This is a genomic window from Ruegeria sp. SATB045, assembly GCF_059613525.1.
In genome coordinates this window covers 133,964-152,047 of sequence record NZ_JBXWSR010000021.1, presented here as the reverse complement: position 1 = coordinate 152,047, position 18,084 = coordinate 133,964, and the positions used below count along the sequence as shown (strand labels likewise).

The following is an 18,084-nucleotide window of genomic DNA, read 5'->3' as shown; positions in this document are numbered from 1 at the left end:
TGGTTCACAAAGGTATAGATCGACAAATGCTTCATTTTATTTAGGGGATTACAATTCGACCCATTGTGCGTGCTAACAGGTGGGCTAGAATAAGTTAGTCAATGTTGCGGAGAGTCTCGTGTTACTTTCAGAACGGCTACTTGCCCTAAAAATGCTCACGTTCTCTGTTGTTGCGCTCGTGTGCGTTATACTTTCGTCTCAACCTGTTCTTTCTGACGAAATCGCCCCCTTTGTTGGTGACTATGTTGGCTCTGCAAACATGGTGGACGCGGATGGAGGTGAAGTCCCCAGGGACATGAGCGTCTCGATCCACGAACTTAAAGATGGGTTTAATGTCAGTTGGAAAACAACGACCTACAAAGCAGACGGTCGGATAAAAGAGCAGTCGTTTTCCATTGATTTCAAAGAGTCCGAGCGTACAGACGTATTTTCTGCCGCAATGAGACGTAATGTCTTTGGACACGAAGTGCCTTTGGATCCGATGCAGGGCGAACCGTTCGTATGGGGCCGGATCGATGGGCAAACAATGACAGTTTTTTCCTTGTTCATCGACGAAAACGGTGGCTACGAGCTGCAGCAATACGATCGAACGCTGACCGAAGGCGGTCTGAATCTGTCGTTTTCGCGGTTCAGAAACGGAGTGAAGTCCCGATCAGTCGAGACTTTTCTAAAGCGTCAATAATCGAGCGGTTATTTGCGAAAGCTGTCGAGCGAAACGACGTCGGCGTCGTGTTGCTCTTCTTCTTCTTCAATTTCGATAGCGTCTTCGATGAATTGAGCAACCTCTTCCTCTTCCGGGCTTTCGAAGCGCAAACCAAACTCGACCGAGGGGTCAACAAACGTTTTGATAGACGAATAAGGGATATATAGCGGCTCAGGCGCGTCGCCAAAATTCAGTGTGATCGCGAACCCCTTGTCGCCGACCTCTAGGTTTTCAAACCAATGCTGCACGACGATTGTCATTTCATCGGGATATCTGTCGCGCAGCCAGTCAGCTAATTCCACCCCATCTTGTTGGGTGTCGAAGGTAATAAAGAAATGATGCGCCCCTGGCAGGCCGTTTTTCGAAACGCTTGTCAGAACCTTCTTGATTAGCCCACGCATCGCCGTGTGCATAAGGTTCCCGTAATCAATGTCCTGCGACATGTGTCTTCCTCAAAATTGATGTTCTAAGCATAAGCGATTTCGCCGGAAACGAAAGACCACGATTAGGCGGATTGTTCAAAGGAAGTGAGAGGCTATTCCGGCCGCCGCCATCATGGCCAATGTTCGCCCCATGCCAAATTTGAATTTAAATATCAACACCCAAGCCAGCACTACAAGACACAAAGCGATCAGGTTCGCGGATGCATAGTCAGGCCAAGGAAACGAAAAGAAACCCCATGCTTTCTGCGGGACATTGTGGAACAGCACATTTAAGCCGAACCACACCGACAAATTGAGAATCACACCTACGACCGCTGCTGTGATTCCGTTCAGAGCCGCTGACAATCTTGGGCGGCTTGCGAGGTGATCCAGATAAGGTGCGGCCATGAAAATCCATAAAAAGCATGGGACGAATGTTGCCCAAAGCGCAACTGCACCGGCCGCGAGGGCAAGTGGAAACCCTCCATCCGCCTGACCGGTAAGCATAGCCACGAATTGGGTCACTAAAATCAAAGGACCTGGAGTCGTTTCGGCCAATCCAAGTGCATCAATCATCTGCGGTGTGCTAATCCATTGGTACTTGTCCACGACCGTTTGGGTCATATACGCCAACACTGCGTAAGCGCCGCCAAAGGTCACAACTGCAAGACGTGCGAAGAACCAGCCGAGGTCCGCCAGTAATTTCTGACCCGTCAGACTAAGCAAAATCAAAGGCGCCAACCAAAGTGTCACCCAGGTCAGTCCGGTCCGAATATATCCTGTTGGAGCATCGACCTTATTCATTGTCCGAGTTTGGCTGTCGCTCTGGAACCAAAAATACCCCCAAACTGCGGCGGCCACGATTATCAATGGAAAAGGCAGGTTAAGAAGAAAGATCGACAGAAAACTCAGAGCGGCAACGCCAATATGCTCGGTATCTTTCAGCGCTTTTCGGGACAGGTTTCTAAGAGCATGCAAAACAATGATGATCACCGCAGCTTTGATCCCCAAGAACCCGGATTGCACAAGCGGAAGCGCGCCGTAATTCGCGTAAAGTGACACCAGCACCGCAATAACCAGAGCTCCGGGCAGAACGAACAGAAAGCCGGCAATCAACCCGCCCAAAACGCCACGTAGCCGCCAGCCTGCGTAGGTTGCCAACTGCATTGCCTCTGGGCCGGGAAGCAACATACACAACGAGAGCGCGCGCAAGAATGTTTGCTCGTCCAACCATGAACGTTCCTCGACCAACTCCTGATGCATTAGGGAAATCTGCGCTGCAGGGCCGCCAAAAGATAAAAGACCGATGCGCCCGAACACTTTGATCATTTCCGCTGTGTTTGGCGCCATGGTTTTTGATCCGCTGACCTGTTATGCGGGTCTTCTATCCGGATACCGTCATGCTTTACAGGCTTTTAGCAGGGATCAGACAAGAATTGTCAGGGCGGGTTCAGAGTTGTTGGGGAAACAGCGCAGCTTAAAGATTGGAACTGCGGTTTACGCCCAATCCAACCTCTGACCCGTCATACATATGGGTAAGGTATCCTGAGGAAACTGGCCAAGCTGCTCAAACAGTGAGATGAAGTCGAACTGATTATAGACCTCAACCACGCGATTATCTCTAATCCGGCCCATCATACTACCGGTCGCCTGCAACGGAGCGCCGTTGTCGGCGCGTGTGGTACGCAGATGAATGATAGCTGACACCCAATCCCCATCTTCAACGATTTTGGGCATGTCGACTTCGATTTCGCCCAGGATATGCCGAAAAGCTATCACGAGGTCTCGGAATTCGTCAGCACCTACCTGCATTTCAGGAATCAGCCCTTCGGCCATTGTTTCCGGCGCAAAATAGGTATCAATGGCATCGGTATTCCCCTTTTCCCAGACTTCGGAATACCATTCTCTGAGCACCTTTGCGTGAGACATCTCAGCTCTCCTTTATTGTGGGTCAAGCATGCGCAAAAGGAGTGAAAAAAGTCTGAACGCCGGAAAGACAGTAGAAAAACATATTGGGGAAAATGCAGGTTTCTGTTGCCAGGTACCTGCGAACCCCGCCTTACGCGGCTAGGCGCAAGGGCTTAAGTTTCGGTCTTGCTACTGCTTACGCAGCAACTGCAACCGGAGCACGATTGTCGTTTGCAATTGTACTAGTTTCGCCGATAACGGTGGCAGACAGCCGAGACAAAGCTAACCCCTTTAGACGTTCGTCGATCCTATTTCGGCCCCAAACACCCCAAACGAAGGTTTATGGTGGAGCCGCCGGGTACCGCCCCCGGGTCCGATCCGCTTATTACGAGCGCGTTTATGTCCATAGTCCCGAAGGACCTGTTCTATATAGGTGAGGTGCTATCGGGATGCAATTCCCGAGTTTTTCGGGTGAAGCGCGCCAGAACAGATACTTACGTTGTTTTGTTTAGGTTGGCCAAAATCAACCAAATAGCCAGAACAGCCTCGATTCCACCGAATGTCACTGCTTTGATCAAAGGCGGGTTGTCCAAAAGGACTGACACAAACCGCCCGAGTGCCGCGCCCGCGTAAACAACACCCAGCATCGTATAAGCCATGGGCGCGTTAAGCCACAGAACTGCTATCCCGGTTACGACGAAAAGCCCTCCCACCGATGCGCGCATCTCACTTAGGCCCATGGTGCTGCTTGTTGGTGCTAAATCCAACGAAGCTGCTGTCCACGCCGGTGCAAGAAAGCCGAACAGACCAAAGGCAATAGTTAGTAAGGCTGCGACAATATTAAGGACCGGTACCATCTGTTCCTCATCAAGCTGGTTTACGCTTTTTTTCGGCGACATCGCGCGCCAGTTTTCTTGTGTATTTCTCGAGCCTTAAAAGGCTATCGTCAACTTCTTCCACATCACCGCGCTCCAAGGCATCCGCGATCTGCGTATGCAGCGAAATGATCTCTTCTCGGGATCTGGCCGTAAAGGTGATCATGTTCATAAGCGGTTGCATCGCCTCGACTGCTCCGGCCAGCTGATAGGACAGGACGGGGTTTCCGGCGCCGTCGACCAAAGCGCGGTGAAAGGCCACGTCTGAGGCGCAGAAGGCTTCGTCCGTCAGGCCCGGCTGTGCTTGTCTGAAGATTTCGGCGCGCATCGTGGCCAGCTGATCGGCCGTCCGACGTTCCGACGAAAGGCGAGCGCAGGCCCGTTCCAGTGCATAGCGCGCTTCGCAAGCAGTATCGAAACTGACAGTGTTCATCGACAACAGTAAGGTTGAGGTTGTAATCTGTTGGGAATAGGCGTCTTCGAAACTCAGGCGATTGACAAAAGCGCCACCGGTAGCACCACGTTGCGTACGAATAAGAGACTGAGCCGCAAGTCTTTTCAGCGCTTCACGAACCGTGGGGCGCGAGACCTCAAACTGATCGGCAAGTTCGGCTTCGGACGGCAGACGTTCATCAACGATCAATTCGCCTGATACGATGGCGTCGCGTATCGCTTGTGCGATTTGTGCAGATAAATCTGCAGGTTTCCGAGGGTCGATTTTCATAATCCTGTGACCGCCTGTGTTTTTTTATTTGTCTGACATTTAAAAGTCTGACATTTGAAAAGCAAGAACTGAGTCGGGAGGAGCATATGAGTCGCGCTGTACTTCGCAGTGGCTTGTGGCTGGGATTCTACATTCTGATCCTGTGGGCGTGGTGGATGATGTTCACCATGAGCCGCAATATGGATTTGGATTTTATCGGCCGCCCCGGTCCGATGGGGCAGGCGATGGCTGCCATGGACCCGCGAATGGACATGTATATGCCCATGGCCGAATTCGGCCCCTTGTTCTGGATGTGGGCAATCATGATGGCGGCGATGATGCTGCCAACTTTGGTCCCGACCTTGCGCAGCTATGACGATCTGATCCGCAGCGCAAACGGCTCGCGCACGGGGTGGTTGGGTGTCCTGACCGGATATTTCGTGGTCTGGGTCGGATTTGCCGCCCTGATCACCGGGGTGCAATTGGCTTTGTTGTTCGGCGGCGTCGTGGACATGCTGGGCATTGCCAAATCCGGGCTTGTGGCAGGCGGCTTGATGATTGCGGTCGGAGCTTTTCAGTTCACCCGCGCGAAAGAGGTCTGTCACGGCGTCTGTCACGCCCCCATGACCTATTTCCTTGGGCATTGGAAAACCGGCTTTACTGGCGGCTTGCGCATGGGTCTGGGTCTTGGCGCATTCTGTGTCGGCTGTTGCTGGGGCTTTATGGCGCTTGGTTTTGTGGGCGGCGTCATGAGCCTGTTGTGGATGGGTCTTGCGACCTTCTTCATGGTACTCGAAAAACTTCCCCAAATCGGGCACGCGATCACGCGTCCGCTGGGGTTTGCACTGATCACGGGCGGTATTATCCTGTTGATCTATCCCTATATTTTCGGAGGATAAGCTAATGGCAAAAAACAGAAAACCCGAAGCTGATAGGTTGCCGATCAGTCAACGTATTGACAGTCGTATGCCAAATCCCAAGCGGCGTGAGATGTCGCCAACGAACTGGGCGATCAAGGGTGAGCTAATCCTGAATTGTTCCTGCGATGTGTTTTGTCCGTGTGTTGTGTCGCTTGGCGCGCACCCTCCGACTGAAGGGCATTGTCATGCTTGGATGGGTATCATTATCGACGAAGGGCACTATGAGGGCGAAGATCTGTCGGGGCTGAATGTTGGGCTTTTGGTCGATATTCCCGGACGGATGGGTGAAGGTCAGTGGAAAGTTGCTGCGTATGTTGACGAAAGAGCAAGCGGCAAGGCCTATAACGGGCTACTACAGATCTTCAGCGGTCAAGCTGGCGGAACCACGGGTTTGTTCACCATGCTGGTGAGCGAGATTATTGGCGCCGAAAAAGCGCCGGTCCAGATCGAGCGCGACGGAAACAAACGCCGCATTTCGATTGGTCGAAAGATTCAGGGCGAGGTCGAGATGCTGGCCGGGAAAGACGCTGACCACCCTGTTATGGTATCAAATTCGAAGTACTGGATGGGACCTGACATCATCGTTGCGCGGGGTACGAAATCCAAGGTGCGCGACTACGGACGCGTATGGGATTTCGGAGGTAAGTCGGCTGAAATTTGCCCGATTGATTGGACTGGCCCAAAGTGATGATCCTGATGGCGCAGCGGGGCGGTCAAGGCTGATCCCCCCAAGCGCCAATGGGTCCTGAATGTTTCACTACATTGCTGTGGTGGCAATGGAATTCTTACACTCTTAACCCCAAGACCCACCATCGCGGGCAGGTCCAGAAGATGTTGACCGAAAATGGATCAACGCGGCCTGTCAACGATCCGGTCCCCATCTTGCAGGAGGCCTGAATGCCGCAAGTTTCGCTCTCGCGCCGGTTGCGTCGCACCCCGTTTTCGGAAGGTGTCGAGGCAGCTGGTGTCAAAGCATACACCATCTACAACCGTATGCGCTTGCCCACGGTTTTCGAAAGTGTCCAGGCAGATTACCGCCACCTGAAGGAACATGTTCAGGTTTGGGACGTGTCCTGCGAACGTCAGGTTGAACTGCGCGGGCCAGATGCGGCGCGGCTTATGCAAATGCTGACCCCGCGTGATCTGCGGGGGATGCTGCCAGGGCAGTGCTATTACGTGCCAATCGTCGATGAGACAGGTGGTATGCTGAATGACCCTGTGGCGGTGAAACTGTCTGATGACCGCTGGTGGATTTCCATTGCGGACAGCGATCTGCTGCTCTGGGTCAAGGGGATTGCCAACGGGTATCGGCTGGATGTGCTGGTGGATGAACCCGATGTGTCGCCACTGGCAGTGCAGGGGCCCAAAGCGGATGAACTGATGTCGCGTGTCTTCGGTGATCGCGTGCGCGATATCCGTTTCTTCAAGTTTGACATGTTCGAATTCGAAGGCCGCGATCTGGCGGTCGCGCGGTCGGGCTATTCCAAGCAGGGCGGCTTCGAAATCTATGTCGAGGGCTCGGATATCGGGATGCCCCTCTGGAACGCACTGTTTGCAGCCGGAGAAGACCTGAACGTGCGCGCAGGATGCCCGAACCTGATCGAGAGGATCGAAGGTGGGCTGCTGTCTTATGGTAACGATATGACAGACGACAACACGCCACATGAGTGCGGTTTGGGCAAGTTCTGCAACACGCACACGGCGATCGGTTGTATCGGGCGGGATGCGCTCCTACGCGTCGCGAAAGAAGGCCCCGTTCAGCAAATTCGCCCCATTGCGATTGATGGCGATGCGGTTCCTGCTTGCGATCAACCGTGGTCGGTGATGGCCGGTGGTAAGCGCGTAGGTCAGGTGACCTCGGCGGCGTGGTCCCCCGACTTTCAGACAAACGTCGCCATTGGCATGTTGCGGCTGAGCCACTGGGACGCGGGTTCGGTTGTTGAAGTGGAAACGCCGGACGGAATGCGCCGCGCCAAGGTGCAGGAAAAGTTCTGGATCTAAAGGGGTCGGGGCTCTGCCCCCGCCGCTACGCGGCTCCCCCGAGATATTTTTCGCCAGGTGAAGAATTGGGCCTGGCTTTTCTGAAACGAGAGGAAATCAGATGTTTAATGCATTGGTGATGGAAAAAGACGACGAGAGCGGACTGGCCAGCCCCGTGGTCAAACAACTTTCAACCGATGATCTGCCTTCGGGTGAGGTCACGGTGGCTGTCGAATATTCGACGGTCAACTACAAAGACGGACTGTGCATGTCGCCCAAGGGTGGCGGTCTGGTGCGCAATTACCCGCATGTGCCCGGCATTGACTATGCCGGTACGGTCGAGGCGTCCTCGGACGATCGCTATAAGCCCGGCGACAAGGTTGTGCTGACCGGCTGGCGTGTGGGTGAGGCCCATTGGGGTGGGTATACCCAAAAGGCTAACGCAAAAGCGGACTGGCTGGTGCCGCTGCCGGACGGGCTGGATACGCGTCAGGCAATGGCAGTCGGAACCGCCGGTTTCACCGCGATGCTTGCCGTTATGGCGCTTGAAGATCACGGCCTTAAACCTGGCAACGGGCCGGTTCTGGTAACCGGTGCTGCGGGCGGCGTTGGCTCGGTCGCGACGGCGATCTTGGCGAACCTGGGTTACGAGGTCGCGGCAGTTACAGGCCGGGCTGAAGCGGGCGACTATCTCAAATCTCTGGGGGCCACGACCATTGTCCCCCGTGATGACTTGAACGAGACAACCAAGCGCCCGTTGGAAAGCGAGACTTGGGCAGGCTGTGTTGACGCCGTTGGAGGTGATATGCTGGCCCGCGTTCTGGGGCAGATGAAATACGGTGCGTCGGTTTCGGCCGTTGGTTTGGCGGGGGGCGCCGGGCTTCCAGCAACCGTCATTCCGTTCCTGCTGCGCGGTGTGAACCTGCTGGGCATCGACAGCGTCATGCAGCCCTACGAAAACCGTGTTCGTGCATGGCAACGCGTCGCAACTGACCTGCCGATGGACAAGCTTGAGGCAATGGTGCACCCCGCGACGCTGAGCGATCTGCCACAATTGGGCGCTGACATCCTCAAGGGTCAGGTCAAAGGCCGCGTTGTGGTTGACGTAAACGCCTGATCCGGAACTTTATCCTGCGCCCCGGCCGGACACGTGACTGGCCGGGGCGCTTGCCATCTAATGACCGAGAAAAAGCCGGAAACACCTCTGGTCATTGGCACAATTCCCGAGCATCATTGCTATACATCCCGATTGTGATGGCTTATGAGCCTTTCAAACAGCACCTGAAGACGGGGAGTGAGCAGAATGTCTGACGATTTCGAACTGGACACCGATGATCTGAAACGCCGCATGGACGGCGCGATGGCGAACCTCAGGACCGAATTTGCGTCTTTGCGTACCGGGCGCGCATCAGCATCAATGTTGGAACCTGTTATGGTCGATGCTTATGGTTCGATGACACCGATCAATCAGGTCGGGACCGTGAACGTTCCTGAACCGCGGATGGTTACGGTAAACGTTTGGGACAAGGGCCTTGTCGGTAAAGTTGAAAAAGCCATTCGCGAAAGCGGGTTGGGGATCAATCCGCAACTGAACGGCACGATCATCATGCTGCCTATTCCGGAACTGAACGAGGAACGCCGCCGCGAGTTGGGTAAAGTCGCCGGCCAATACGCCGAGCACGCACGGGTCTCTATTCGGAATGTGCGCCGTGACGGGATGGATCAGATCAAGAAAGCCAAATCGGATGGGATGTCGGAAGATGACCAGAAGCTTTGGGAAAGTGAAGTTCAGGACCTGACGGATGAGATGATCAAGGCCGTCGACGCTGCGCTTGAAACCAAGCAAGCCGAGATCATGCAGGTCTGAAAGAATTATGCCCGATACCCCTCATACAGCGCCGATTGATGGCCCTCATCACGTTGCGATCATTATGGATGGCAACGGACGCTGGGCGCAGGCGCGGGGAAGGCCGCGACTTTTCGGACATCAGGCCGGTGCACGACGTGTGAGGGATGTGGTCGAAGCTTGCCCGGGTCTCGGGATCAAATATTTGACTGTCTTTGCCTTTTCGACCGAAAACTGGAAACGGACGCAGGCCGAAGTTGCTGGCCTGATGAGCTTGTTCAAGCGGTATATCATCAAAGAAACCAAAACGTTGGCCCAAAACGGGATTCGGGTTCGCTTTATCGGTGACCGTTTGCGTTTGGATTCGAAGTTGGTCGACTTGATGGACACGCTCGAAGAGGCAACGAAGGACAACGACCTGGTACACCTGACCATCGCTTTGAATTACGGTGGGCGGGATGAAGTTGCGCGCGCAACGAAACGCCTGGCATTGGATGTGGCCGAAGGGCGCCTGAAGCCTGAAGACGTGGATGAAGAGACGCTACCCAAGTATTTGGATACGCACGTTCTTCCTGATCCGGATCTTGTCATCCGCACCAGCGGAGAAGCTCGGATTTCTAACTTTCTTCTCTGGCAGTCGGCCTATTCCGAATACGAGTTCATTGACACTCTGTGGCCGGATTTTACGGCCGAAGAACTGGAACGGCTGTGCCGCAGTTATGGCGCACGCGATCGCCGGTTCGGAGCGATCCCAGCATGAGCGAAGGCCGATGGTCTGATTTAACCGCGCGTGTGCTGTCGGCGGCTGTTTTGGTCGCCATAGGCGCTGTCGAAGTTTGGCTGGGCGGGCTTTGGTTCGAAGCCTTCATCGCGGTAGCCTGTGGTCTCATGACGTGGGAACTGGTCCGTATGGTTGACCCCGGCAAACCCGGTGTTGCGGTACAGCTTGGCGTCCTGACAGGCGCAGCGGTCGTTCTCAGCTATCACTTACCACCCTTATACACATTGCCGTTTTTGGCCGCGCCGGCCTTGGTTGGGGCAGGGCAGGTTAGTCGATCCAAGGGAACCTATGCGCTGTTCGCTTTCTGGATTGCAGCAGCAGGTCTTGGGTTCATCTCGATCCGCGAGAATATGGGCTTTGGTTGGATGATCTGGCTGATCGCCGTTGTCGTTGCCACGGATGTGGCTGGGTACTTCGTTGGCAAAGCTGTAGGTGGCCCCAAGTTCTGGCCCAAAGTTAGCCCAAAGAAGACGTGGTCCGGCACGGCCGGAGGCTGGGTTGCAGCAGCGGTTGTCGGCGTTATCTTTGCCAGCTATGCCGGGTTCGGCTTTTTGTTTGTGGTTGTCTCGGTGTTGGCTTCGATGGCCAGTCAGGCCGGAGACATCATCGAAAGTGCCACAAAGCGGAAATTTGGCGTCAAGGACAGCTCGAACCTTATTCCGGGTCACGGAGGGTTTCTGGACCGTTTTGACGGTATGATGGGCGCTGCGCTGTTTGTTTTGATTGCTGGGATGCTCTACGCGCCAGGAGCCATGTAATGCGCAAGATTTCCATTTTCGGGGCGACCGGTTCTATCGGTCAGAACACAATTGATCTGATCAACCGCAACCCCGAAGCCTACGATATCGTGGCGATGACCGGAGGCGCGAATATCGAGCGTCTCGCGCAGGATGCGCGCCGACTGAATGCCGATATTGCGGTGACCGCCCATGAAGACAAACTGGACGACTTGCGGGCCGCGCTGGACGGAAGCGGTGTAGAAGTCGCCGCAGGCGCGACCGCTCTGATCGAAGCCGCTGCGCGAAAATCGGATTGGGTGATGTCGGCGATTGTCGGGGCGGCAGGCTTGCAGCCGGGTTTAGAGGCGCTGAAACAAGGCGCTACGTTGGCTTTGGCGAACAAAGAAACTCTGGTGTGTGCCGGGTCTTTGGTGATGCAGACGGCCCAGAACCACAACGCGCGTTTGTTGCCGGTCGACAGCGAGCACTCAGCCGTTTTTCAAGCTCTTGTCGGCGAGGACATGGCGACGGTCGAGCGTATTGTCATTACAGCAAGCGGTGGTGCATTTCGGGATTGGCCGATCGCAGATCTTGCAGGTGCCACGGTCGAACAGGCATCAAGCCATCCCAACTGGAACATGGGTCAACGGATCACGATCGACAGCGCCTCAATGTTCAACAAGGCGTTGGAGGTGATAGAAACCAAAGAATTTTTTGGCGTCTCGCCTGATCAGATAGAAGTAGTTGTGCACCCGGAATCTATCGTCCACGCGTTGGTGGGTTTCGATGACGGGGCCGTTATGGCGCATATGGGCGCGCCCGACATGCGCCATGCCATCGGATATGCGTTACATTGGCCGGACCGACGTCACCTTCCGGTGGATCGCCTGAACCTCGCTAAACTTGGTCAGCTTAGATTTATTGAACCGGACGAAACGCGGTATCCCGCGCTGTCATTGGCGCGACAGGTGATGGAGCGCGGTGGCCTCGCGGGTGCTGTGTTCAACGCCGCGAAGGAGCGGGCGCTTGATCACTTTATCGCGCGTCATATCGGTTTTCTGGCCATGGCAGACATGGTCGCTGCAGTGCTGGACCGGTTTGACGCCGAAAATGGCCTTATTGATGCCCCTATGACACTTGATAACATACAGCAAACGGACCATTTGGCACGTAAGTGGGTAGATGAAGCCGTGACCCAAAGAGCAGGATAGAATTTTGGACGTATTTTCGCTGATCCCTCAGTTTGGTAATTTGCTGTACACCATCGGTGCGTTTGTGATCGCTCTGTCGGCGATTGTCGCTGTTCATGAATATGGCCACTATATCGTTGGTCGCTGGTCGGGAATACACGCCGAGGTCTTCTCGATCGGTTTTGGTCCGGTTCTTTGGAGCAGAGTAGACAAGCGCGGCACCCGGTGGCAATTCGCGGCTTTGCCCTTTGGTGGTTATGTTAAATTCCTTGGGGACGCCAACGCGGCGTCCGGCAAGGACGAGACTGCTATGTCTGAAATCCGGGAACAAAGCCCAGAAGAGCTTCGACGCACAATGCATGGCGCACCGCTTTGGGCACGATCAGCAACCGTTGCGGCCGGACCGGTGTTCAATTTCGTTATGTCGATATTGGTGTTCGGGCTAATATTCCTGTCACAAGGTGTTACCAAAAGCCCATTGACCATCGGAAAGCTCTACCCGCTTCCTGGCACTGTTCAGGAACTGCGTGAAGGCGATGAGATTTTGGCCATCGAAGGTCAGCCACTGCCTGCGTTTGATGAGGGTGAATCGTGGACGGACTTTACGGATACATTGCCGGTCAAACCTGTTCTGGATTACACAGTCCTTCGGGATGATCAGACGCTGGATGTTGTCGGTCCTTGGTTGTATCCGCCCCTTATCCAGCAAGTTGCACCGCGCAGTGCTGCCATGGATATCGACCTACAAGCCGGAGACGTCATCTACGCAGTCGACGGCGACCCCATCTATGCCTTTGAGCAACTTAAAGAACACGTGGAGCGGTCCGACGGCAAGGTTCTCTTGCTGGATGTGTGGCGCGACGGGGCCGAATTGGAATTTGCTTTGGCGCCGCGCAGAACGGACGAACCGCAGGAAGAAGGCGGGTTCGTGACTCATTGGCGTATCGGAATTGTCGGCGGCATGATGTTGGAACCCGAACGCGAGCCGGCTGGACTCATGACCTCCCTTAGCGGCGGAGTACAGCAAACACTGCGTATCATTGACGGGTCGTTGTCGGGACTGTGGCACATGATTACGGGCGCAATCAGCACCTGTAATATGTCAGGTCCTATCGGAATTGCCGAAACATCTGGCGCGATGGCCAGTCAGGGCGCGCAAAGTTTCATCTTCTTCATTGCGGTTTTGTCCACGGCCGTTGGACTGCTGAATCTGTTTCCAATCCCTGCTTTGGACGGCGGACATCTGGTTTTCTATGCATACGAAGCCGTGGCGGGCAAGCCGCCCAGTGACGGTGCTTTGCGAGTACTGATGGGGGTGGGCGTTTCCTTGATCCTTGGCTTGATGGTCTTTTCCGTCACCAATGATCTGTTCTGCTAAATAAGGCGCAACCGACCTGCGAAAGCCCCATTCCTGCCTCATTTTGCGACTAACTTTCTGACGAGTTTGAATGCCGCAGAGGTAGCCATGACACGTGTATTGAAAGATTCGTACAGAAGCTTCAGCTGTCTGTTCACGCTGAACTGGGATTCGATTTTGTTCTTTGGAGCGACTGCATTGGCGTTGCTGGCATGCTGGTATCTCCTTCTCGCAGCCAATCTTTGCGCGGTCTGCGACACGTTGTTGTGATTCTTAACCACCGTCAGAATTAGTATCATAGCGGCCCATCGGGCCGCTTTGCTTTTTGGCCTTTTGACAAGGAATATTAATCCCGCTACTCAGCATTAAAGTCCTAAATTTTTGGGTAGAGAAAAATATGACTGATAGGCGAGGCGCAGGCACATCCTGCGGGGGGCAGACGCAAGCAGACAACATTTTGTGGCGAGCGCTATCCGTAATTTCTTTTTGTGTTTTGTTGGGTTTGATGGCTGCACCGCAGTCCGCGCACGCTCAAAGCTTTACCATCAATTCGTTCGAGGTCGAGGGCAACAGGCGCATCGAAACCTCGACGATTATCACCAGGACAGGAATCGAACCCGGACAGACTGTCACTGCTGGAGAACTGAACGATGCCTTTCAGCGTTTGCTTGACAGTGGTGTTTTTGAAACAGTCGAGCTGACTCCGCGCGGCAATACTCTGGTGATTGAGGTCGAGGAATATCCGACCATTAATCAGATCAGCATCGAGGGGAACCGTCGCGTCAAAGATGACGTTTTGATCGAAGCCATATCGTCTGAGCCGCGTCGGGTGTTTACGCCGCAGGTCGCCGAAGCAGATGCGGACCTGATTGCTCAGATCTATTCAGCCCAAGGGCGTGTATCTGCCACGGTGATCCCGCGCATTATCCGCCGCAGTGATAACCGGGTCGATCTGGTGTTCGAGGTGGCTGAAGGTACAACCATTGAGATCGAGCGCGTCAGTTTTGTAGGCAACCGGGCATATACCGACCGCAGGTTGCGCCGTGTGTTGGAAACAAAACAGGCAAACTTCCTGCGTACCTTCCTGCGCGGAGACACCTTCATCGCGGACCGCATCGAGTTTGATCAGCAGGTCATTCGGGATTTCTATCTGTCGCGGGGCTATGTCGATTTTCGCGTCAACAGCACAAATGTCGAATTCACTCAGGAACGGGACGCGTTTTTTCTGGTGATGAATATCACCGAAGGACAAAAATTCTCGTTTGGACAGATTTCGACAGTCAGTGAAATTCCCGGCGTTGACGCCGCAGACTATCAGGCTGCTTTGAAGATCAAGCCGGGTGTAACCTATTCGCCCTCACTGATCGAAAACTCGATTGCCCGGCAAGAGCGTCTAGGGATCAAGCAGGGTGTTGATTTCTTGCGGGTCGAACCGCGCGTCACACGCAATCCAAGCGATCTGACCCTGGATGTGCAATTTGTACTCACCCGCGGGCCGCGCATTTTTGTTGAACGGATCGATATCGAAGGGAATACAACCACGCTGGATCGGGTTATCCGCCGCCAGTTTGACACAGTTGAAGGTGATCCGTTCAATCCCCGTGAAATCCGGCAGGCCGCTGAACGTATCCGTGCCCTTGGGTTCTTTGCTGTGGCTGATGTTGAACCCCGCGAAGGGTCTACTCCAAGTCAGGTCATTGTCGACGTTGATGTGGAGGAACAGCCTACCGGGTCGCTTAGCCTCGGTGGTAGCTTCTCGGTCTCGGATGGTTTTGGTATCGCCGTTGGCTTGAACGAGTCTAACTTTCTGGGACGGGGTCAAAACCTTGGCCTTACCCTTTCAACGGCTCAGGACTCGGAACAATACGTTGTCAACTTTACCGAACCCTACTTGCTGGGGCGTAGGCTGCGTTTTGACTTGGGGCTTGGTCTGGCAACAACCAATTCCAGCTTTGCCAGCTTTGACACCGAGCGTCTCTTCTTTGCCCCTCAGCTAAGCTATGCAATCGGTGAACTGTCGTCGCTGCGCCTTCGCTATAATTGGGAAAACAGCGAAATGACGCAGCAGGACGATGAAATAAACGGAGCTGTCATTGCGTCGGAGATTGCTCAGGGTGAGCGTTCGACCAGTTCTTTGGGCGTGTCTTATGTGTATGACAGCCGACTTGGTGGCTTGAACCCCAACGCGGGCGTGCTGTTTGAAGTTGGTGTCGATGCCGCGGGATTGGGCGGGGACAATGAGTTCTTCAAAACCACCGCACGTGCAATCGCGCAGACCAGAGTTCTGAGTGAAGAAGTGGTGCTGCGGGCATCGCTTGAACTGGGCGCGCTTCATTGGACCGGAGATGACTTCAGCCGAACACTTGACCGCTTTGTCTTGGGCCCAAGCACGTTCCGTGGCTTCGAGCCGTCGGGTATTGGCCCGCGTGACCTGTCCAATGGTCAAGACGACGCGATCGGTGGAAACTATTACTGGGTCGCGCGGTTTGAATCCGATTTTCCCCTTGGCCTACCTGAAGAGCTAGGTCTGCGGGGTGGTGTATTCTACGACGTGGGCAACCTGTACAATCTTGACGACGTGAACACAGCCGGTGCTGACATTGTGGGTGAGGACGGGTCGATCCGACATGTCATCGGTGTATCCCTTCTTTGGGACACCCCGTTTGGTCCGCTGCGCTTCAACTTCTCGAAGGCACTGGTGAAAGAGGACTTTGACCAAGAGCAGAACTTTGACCTGACCATTCAGGCGCGGTTCTGATCAGGCGATGTCATACTTGATACAGTCTAAGTTGCAGGGCCCTTTATGGGCCCTGTGCGTTTTGCTGAGTGCATTTTTCGTTTCTGCGACACAGGCGCAGCAACTCTCGGTTCCATCGTCGACGGTTTTGACTATTTCAAGCGAGCGATTGTTTGCGGACTCGGAATTCGGTCAGCGCGTTTTGCGTGAGATCGAGGCCGAAGGAACTTTGCTGGCAGAGGAGAATGAGCGGATCGTCGTCGAACTTAGTAAAGAGGAAAAGGATCTGACGGAACTGCGCACGCAAGTGACTCCAGAAGAGTTCCGTCCTTTGGCCGAGGCGTTCGACAACAAGGTTCAGACACACCGCGATGGACAACGCGCCAAGCTGGACGCTTTGTCTCGCAGAAGTGAAGAAGCGCAGCAATTGTTCTTTGAGACGATCCAACCAGTCCTGATCGACCTGTTGCGCGAGACCGGGGCCACGGTCATCATCGAACGGTCGAGCGTTTTTCTCAGCTCGGACCGTACGGATGTGACCGAGACAGCCATCGCGCGGATAAACGCCGCGATCGGAGACGGTCAAGCGCTAGAAAGCCAAACTGACGAATAGGTTTGCTTGCCCCCGAGGCGCGGTGTTGCTAACCACGCGTCAAACAGCAATCCAGTACGGGACGACGATACGATGACGACGGAAACCAAGAGCGCAGACATACAGCTGATCCAACGGATCTTGCCGCATCGCTATCCGTTTTTGCTGGTTGACAAGGTCGTTGATATTTCCGGCTATCAGTCTGCTGTTGGGATCAAGAATGTCACAATGAACGAACCCCATTTTCAGGGTCACTTTCCCGGCACTCCGATCATGCCCGGCGTTACCATTGTTGAAGCGATGGCACAGACTGCAGGTGTAATGCTGGGGGTGGGTATGGATGTGATCGACAGCGAGCTGTTGATCTACTTCATGAACATCGACAAATGCAAATTCCGCCGCAAAGTGGTTCCAGGCGATGTGCTGGAAATGCATGTTGAAACCGTGCGGGGCAAAAAGGGCGGGAAGATCTTTAAGTTTGCAGGTCGCGCGACTGTAGATGGCGAAGTGGCCGCCGAAGCTGAATTCTCGGCCTATGTAGACTGGGACATGGAAAAGACGACATGAACGGCATCCATCCAAGCGCAATTATCGAAGACGGCGCGCAGATTGGTGAAGGCTGTATCATCGGTCCGTTCTGCTATGTCGGTGCGCAAGCCAAGCTGGGCGAGCGCGTTGAATTGAAATCGCATGTTGTTGTCACAGGCGACACAGCTATCGGTGATGAGACCGTTGTGTTCAATTTCTCGGTCATTGGAGAGATCCCGCAGGACCTGAAGTTCGGCGGCGAGAACACGCGGCTGGAAATTGGGAAACGTAACCGGATCCGTGAACATGTGACCGTGAACACGGGAACCGAGGGCGGTGGCGGCGTAACCCGGATCGGCGATGACTGCCTGTTGATGGCCGGTGTGCATGTTGCGCATGACGTGCAGATTGGCAATCGGGTCATCATGGTGAACCACGCAGGAGCCGCCGGACATTGCATCATCGAGGATGACGTGATCGTGGGCGGTATCTCGGGCTTGCATCAATGGGTGCGGGTCGGGCGAGGGGCCATTATTGGTGCCCTGACCATGGTGCCAAATGACGTCATTCCCTACGGTTTGGTTCAGGCACCGCGGGGCGAACTGGACGGGCTCAATTTGGTCGGCCTGAAACGAAAAGGCGTCTCGCGCGAGGATATCTCGGCTCTGCGTGCCGCGTTCAAAGAGCTGTCGACCGGAGACGGGACGTTCATGGAGCGCGCGCATCGCGTCGGTGCCGAAAATGAGAGTGAATATGTCCAGCGGATCGTGGATTTCGTAACCGGGCAATCAGATCGTTCCTTCCTGACCCCGAGGAAATGAAC

19 protein-coding genes and 1 other RNA gene are annotated in these 18,084 nt (G+C 54.6%); 14 read left to right on the top strand and 6 right to left on the bottom strand.

Features of this window, described 5'->3' with window-relative positions; translation table 11 throughout:
* The first annotated feature begins 118 nt into the window (after positions 1-118).
* Entirely contained in the window at positions 119-682 is a 564-nt protein-coding gene (locus AC2FNR_RS12290; RefSeq protein WP_496849222.1) for a hypothetical protein, read from the top strand.
* An 8-nt stretch (positions 683-690) separates the two neighbouring features.
* Here AC2FNR_RS12290 and AC2FNR_RS12285 read toward each other — a convergent pair whose 3' ends face one another.
* The 6 genes from AC2FNR_RS12285 to AC2FNR_RS12260 form a co-directional block, all read right to left on the bottom strand.
* Positions 691-1,146, bottom strand: a complete 456-nt coding sequence (locus AC2FNR_RS12285) for an SspB family protein (protein WP_496849221.1) — start codon at positions 1,144-1,146, stop codon at positions 691-693.
* Between the two features lie 75 nt (positions 1,147-1,221).
* The gene (gene chrA / locus AC2FNR_RS12280; protein WP_496849220.1) at positions 1,222-2,475 is read right to left on the bottom strand and encodes a chromate efflux transporter; all 1,254 of its coding nucleotides are present in this window, start codon (positions 2,473-2,475) and stop codon (positions 1,222-1,224) included.
* Between the two features lie 147 nt (positions 2,476-2,622).
* Entirely contained in the window at positions 2,623-3,054 is a 432-nt protein-coding gene (locus AC2FNR_RS12275) for an ester cyclase (protein WP_170751113.1), read from the bottom strand.
* A 91-nt stretch (positions 3,055-3,145) separates the two neighbouring features.
* Positions 3,146-3,492: a transfer-messenger RNA gene (ssrA, locus tag AC2FNR_RS12270) on the bottom strand.
* 35 nt (positions 3,493-3,527) lie between these two features.
* Positions 3,528-3,890, bottom strand: a complete 363-nt coding sequence (locus tag AC2FNR_RS12265) for a DUF4345 family protein (RefSeq protein ID WP_170751115.1) — start codon at positions 3,888-3,890, stop codon at positions 3,528-3,530.
* A gap of 10 nt (positions 3,891-3,900) precedes the next feature.
* A complete protein-coding gene (locus AC2FNR_RS12260) occupies positions 3,901-4,632 on the bottom strand; it encodes a FadR/GntR family transcriptional regulator (protein ID WP_170354115.1) in 732 nt (243 codons plus the stop codon).
* Positions 4,633-4,718: 86 nt separating this feature from the next.
* On the opposite strand from AC2FNR_RS12260, the gene AC2FNR_RS12255 reads away from it, so the two are divergent.
* The 13 genes from AC2FNR_RS12255 to lpxA all read left to right on the top strand — a co-directional run bounded on the left by AC2FNR_RS12255 (position 4,719) and on the right by lpxA (position 18,082).
* A complete protein-coding gene (locus AC2FNR_RS12255; protein WP_496849219.1) occupies positions 4,719-5,510 on the top strand; it encodes a DUF2182 domain-containing protein in 792 nt (263 codons plus the stop codon).
* Positions 5,511-5,514: 4 nt separating this feature from the next.
* A complete protein-coding gene (locus AC2FNR_RS12250) occupies positions 5,515-6,219 on the top strand; it encodes a DUF1326 domain-containing protein (RefSeq protein WP_170354117.1) in 705 nt (234 codons plus the stop codon).
* A gap of 209 nt (positions 6,220-6,428) precedes the next feature.
* Positions 6,429-7,532: a dimethylsulfoniopropionate demethylase gene (locus AC2FNR_RS12245; protein WP_496849218.1), complete on the top strand. Its 1,104-nt coding sequence runs from the start codon at positions 6,429-6,431 to the stop codon at positions 7,530-7,532.
* A 100-nt stretch (positions 7,533-7,632) separates the two neighbouring features.
* Complete coding sequence (gene acuI, locus AC2FNR_RS12240) at positions 7,633-8,628, top strand: acryloyl-CoA reductase (RefSeq protein ID WP_496849217.1); 996 nt, start codon at positions 7,633-7,635, stop codon at positions 8,626-8,628.
* A 186-nt stretch (positions 8,629-8,814) separates the two neighbouring features.
* On the top strand, positions 8,815-9,378 hold the full coding sequence (gene frr, locus AC2FNR_RS12235) for a ribosome recycling factor (RefSeq protein ID WP_170354120.1): 564 nt from the start codon (positions 8,815-8,817) through the stop codon (positions 9,376-9,378).
* A 7-nt stretch (positions 9,379-9,385) separates the two neighbouring features.
* On the top strand, positions 9,386-10,117 hold the full coding sequence (gene uppS, locus AC2FNR_RS12230) for an undecaprenyl pyrophosphate synthase (RefSeq protein ID WP_170354121.1): 732 nt from the start codon (positions 9,386-9,388) through the stop codon (positions 10,115-10,117).
* Entirely contained in the window at positions 10,114-10,896 is a 783-nt protein-coding gene (locus AC2FNR_RS12225; protein ID WP_496849216.1) for a phosphatidate cytidylyltransferase, read from the top strand. The genes uppS and AC2FNR_RS12225 overlap by 4 nt, the downstream gene beginning before the upstream one ends.
* On the top strand, positions 10,896-12,068 hold the full coding sequence (dxr, locus tag AC2FNR_RS12220) for a 1-deoxy-D-xylulose-5-phosphate reductoisomerase (protein ID WP_496849215.1): 1,173 nt from the start codon (positions 10,896-10,898) through the stop codon (positions 12,066-12,068). Before AC2FNR_RS12225 ends, dxr begins: the two co-directional genes overlap by 1 nt.
* Before the next feature lie 4 nt (positions 12,069-12,072).
* A complete protein-coding gene (rseP, locus tag AC2FNR_RS12215) occupies positions 12,073-13,425 on the top strand; it encodes an RIP metalloprotease RseP (protein ID WP_170751130.1) in 1,353 nt (450 codons plus the stop codon).
* 376 nt (positions 13,426-13,801) lie between these two features.
* Positions 13,802-16,162 carry an outer membrane protein assembly factor BamA gene (gene bamA, locus AC2FNR_RS12210; RefSeq protein WP_496849214.1) on the top strand — a complete coding sequence of 787 codons (2,361 nt, stop codon included), beginning with the start codon at positions 13,802-13,804 and terminating at the stop codon, positions 16,160-16,162.
* A gap of 61 nt (positions 16,163-16,223) precedes the next feature.
* A complete protein-coding gene (locus tag AC2FNR_RS12205) occupies positions 16,224-16,754 on the top strand; it encodes an OmpH family outer membrane protein (protein ID WP_269149602.1) in 531 nt (176 codons plus the stop codon).
* 72 nt (positions 16,755-16,826) lie between these two features.
* Positions 16,827-17,300 (top strand): 3-hydroxyacyl-ACP dehydratase FabZ, encoded by a 474-nt coding sequence (gene fabZ / locus AC2FNR_RS12200; protein ID WP_170354127.1) that lies wholly within the window; start codon positions 16,827-16,829, stop codon positions 17,298-17,300.
* Positions 17,297-18,082, top strand: coding sequence for an acyl-ACP--UDP-N-acetylglucosamine O-acyltransferase (gene lpxA, locus AC2FNR_RS12195; protein WP_209197038.1), 786 nt, complete (start codon positions 17,297-17,299; stop codon positions 18,080-18,082). Before fabZ ends, lpxA begins: the two co-directional genes overlap by 4 nt.
* The last annotated feature ends 2 nt before the right edge of the window (positions 18,083-18,084 follow it).

Excerpts from the sequence above, each read along its gene's own strand:
- dxr (WP_496849215.1), top strand. The coding sequence starts at position 10,896 with ATGCGCAAGATTTCCATTTTCGGGGCGACCGGTTCTATCGGTCAGAAC.
- bamA (WP_496849214.1), top strand. The coding sequence starts at position 13,802 with ATGACTGATAGGCGAGGCGCAGGCACATCCTGCGGGGGGCAGACGCAA.
- chrA (WP_496849220.1), bottom strand. The coding sequence starts at position 2,475 with ATGGCGCCAAACACAGCGGAAATGATCAAAGTGTTCGGGCGCATCGGT.
- acuI (WP_496849217.1), top strand. The coding sequence starts at position 7,633 with ATGTTTAATGCATTGGTGATGGAAAAAGACGACGAGAGCGGACTGGCC.
- AC2FNR_RS12245 (WP_496849218.1), top strand. The coding sequence starts at position 6,429 with ATGCCGCAAGTTTCGCTCTCGCGCCGGTTGCGTCGCACCCCGTTTTCG.
- AC2FNR_RS12285 (WP_496849221.1), bottom strand. The coding sequence starts at position 1,146 with ATGTCGCAGGACATTGATTACGGGAACCTTATGCACACGGCGATGCGT.
- AC2FNR_RS12260 (WP_170354115.1), bottom strand. The coding sequence starts at position 4,632 with ATGAAAATCGACCCTCGGAAACCTGCAGATTTATCTGCACAAATCGCA.
- fabZ (WP_170354127.1), top strand. The coding sequence starts at position 16,827 with ATGACGACGGAAACCAAGAGCGCAGACATACAGCTGATCCAACGGATC.
- uppS (WP_170354121.1), top strand. The coding sequence starts at position 9,386 with ATGCCCGATACCCCTCATACAGCGCCGATTGATGGCCCTCATCACGTT.
- AC2FNR_RS12265 (WP_170751115.1), bottom strand. The coding sequence starts at position 3,890 with ATGGTACCGGTCCTTAATATTGTCGCAGCCTTACTAACTATTGCCTTT.
- AC2FNR_RS12275 (WP_170751113.1), bottom strand. The coding sequence starts at position 3,054 with ATGTCTCACGCAAAGGTGCTCAGAGAATGGTATTCCGAAGTCTGGGAA.
- frr (WP_170354120.1), top strand. The coding sequence starts at position 8,815 with ATGTCTGACGATTTCGAACTGGACACCGATGATCTGAAACGCCGCATG.
- AC2FNR_RS12225 (WP_496849216.1), top strand. The coding sequence starts at position 10,114 with ATGAGCGAAGGCCGATGGTCTGATTTAACCGCGCGTGTGCTGTCGGCG.
- AC2FNR_RS12250 (WP_170354117.1), top strand. The coding sequence starts at position 5,515 with ATGGCAAAAAACAGAAAACCCGAAGCTGATAGGTTGCCGATCAGTCAA.
- lpxA (WP_209197038.1), top strand. The coding sequence starts at position 17,297 with ATGAACGGCATCCATCCAAGCGCAATTATCGAAGACGGCGCGCAGATT.
- AC2FNR_RS12255 (WP_496849219.1), top strand. The coding sequence starts at position 4,719 with ATGAGTCGCGCTGTACTTCGCAGTGGCTTGTGGCTGGGATTCTACATT.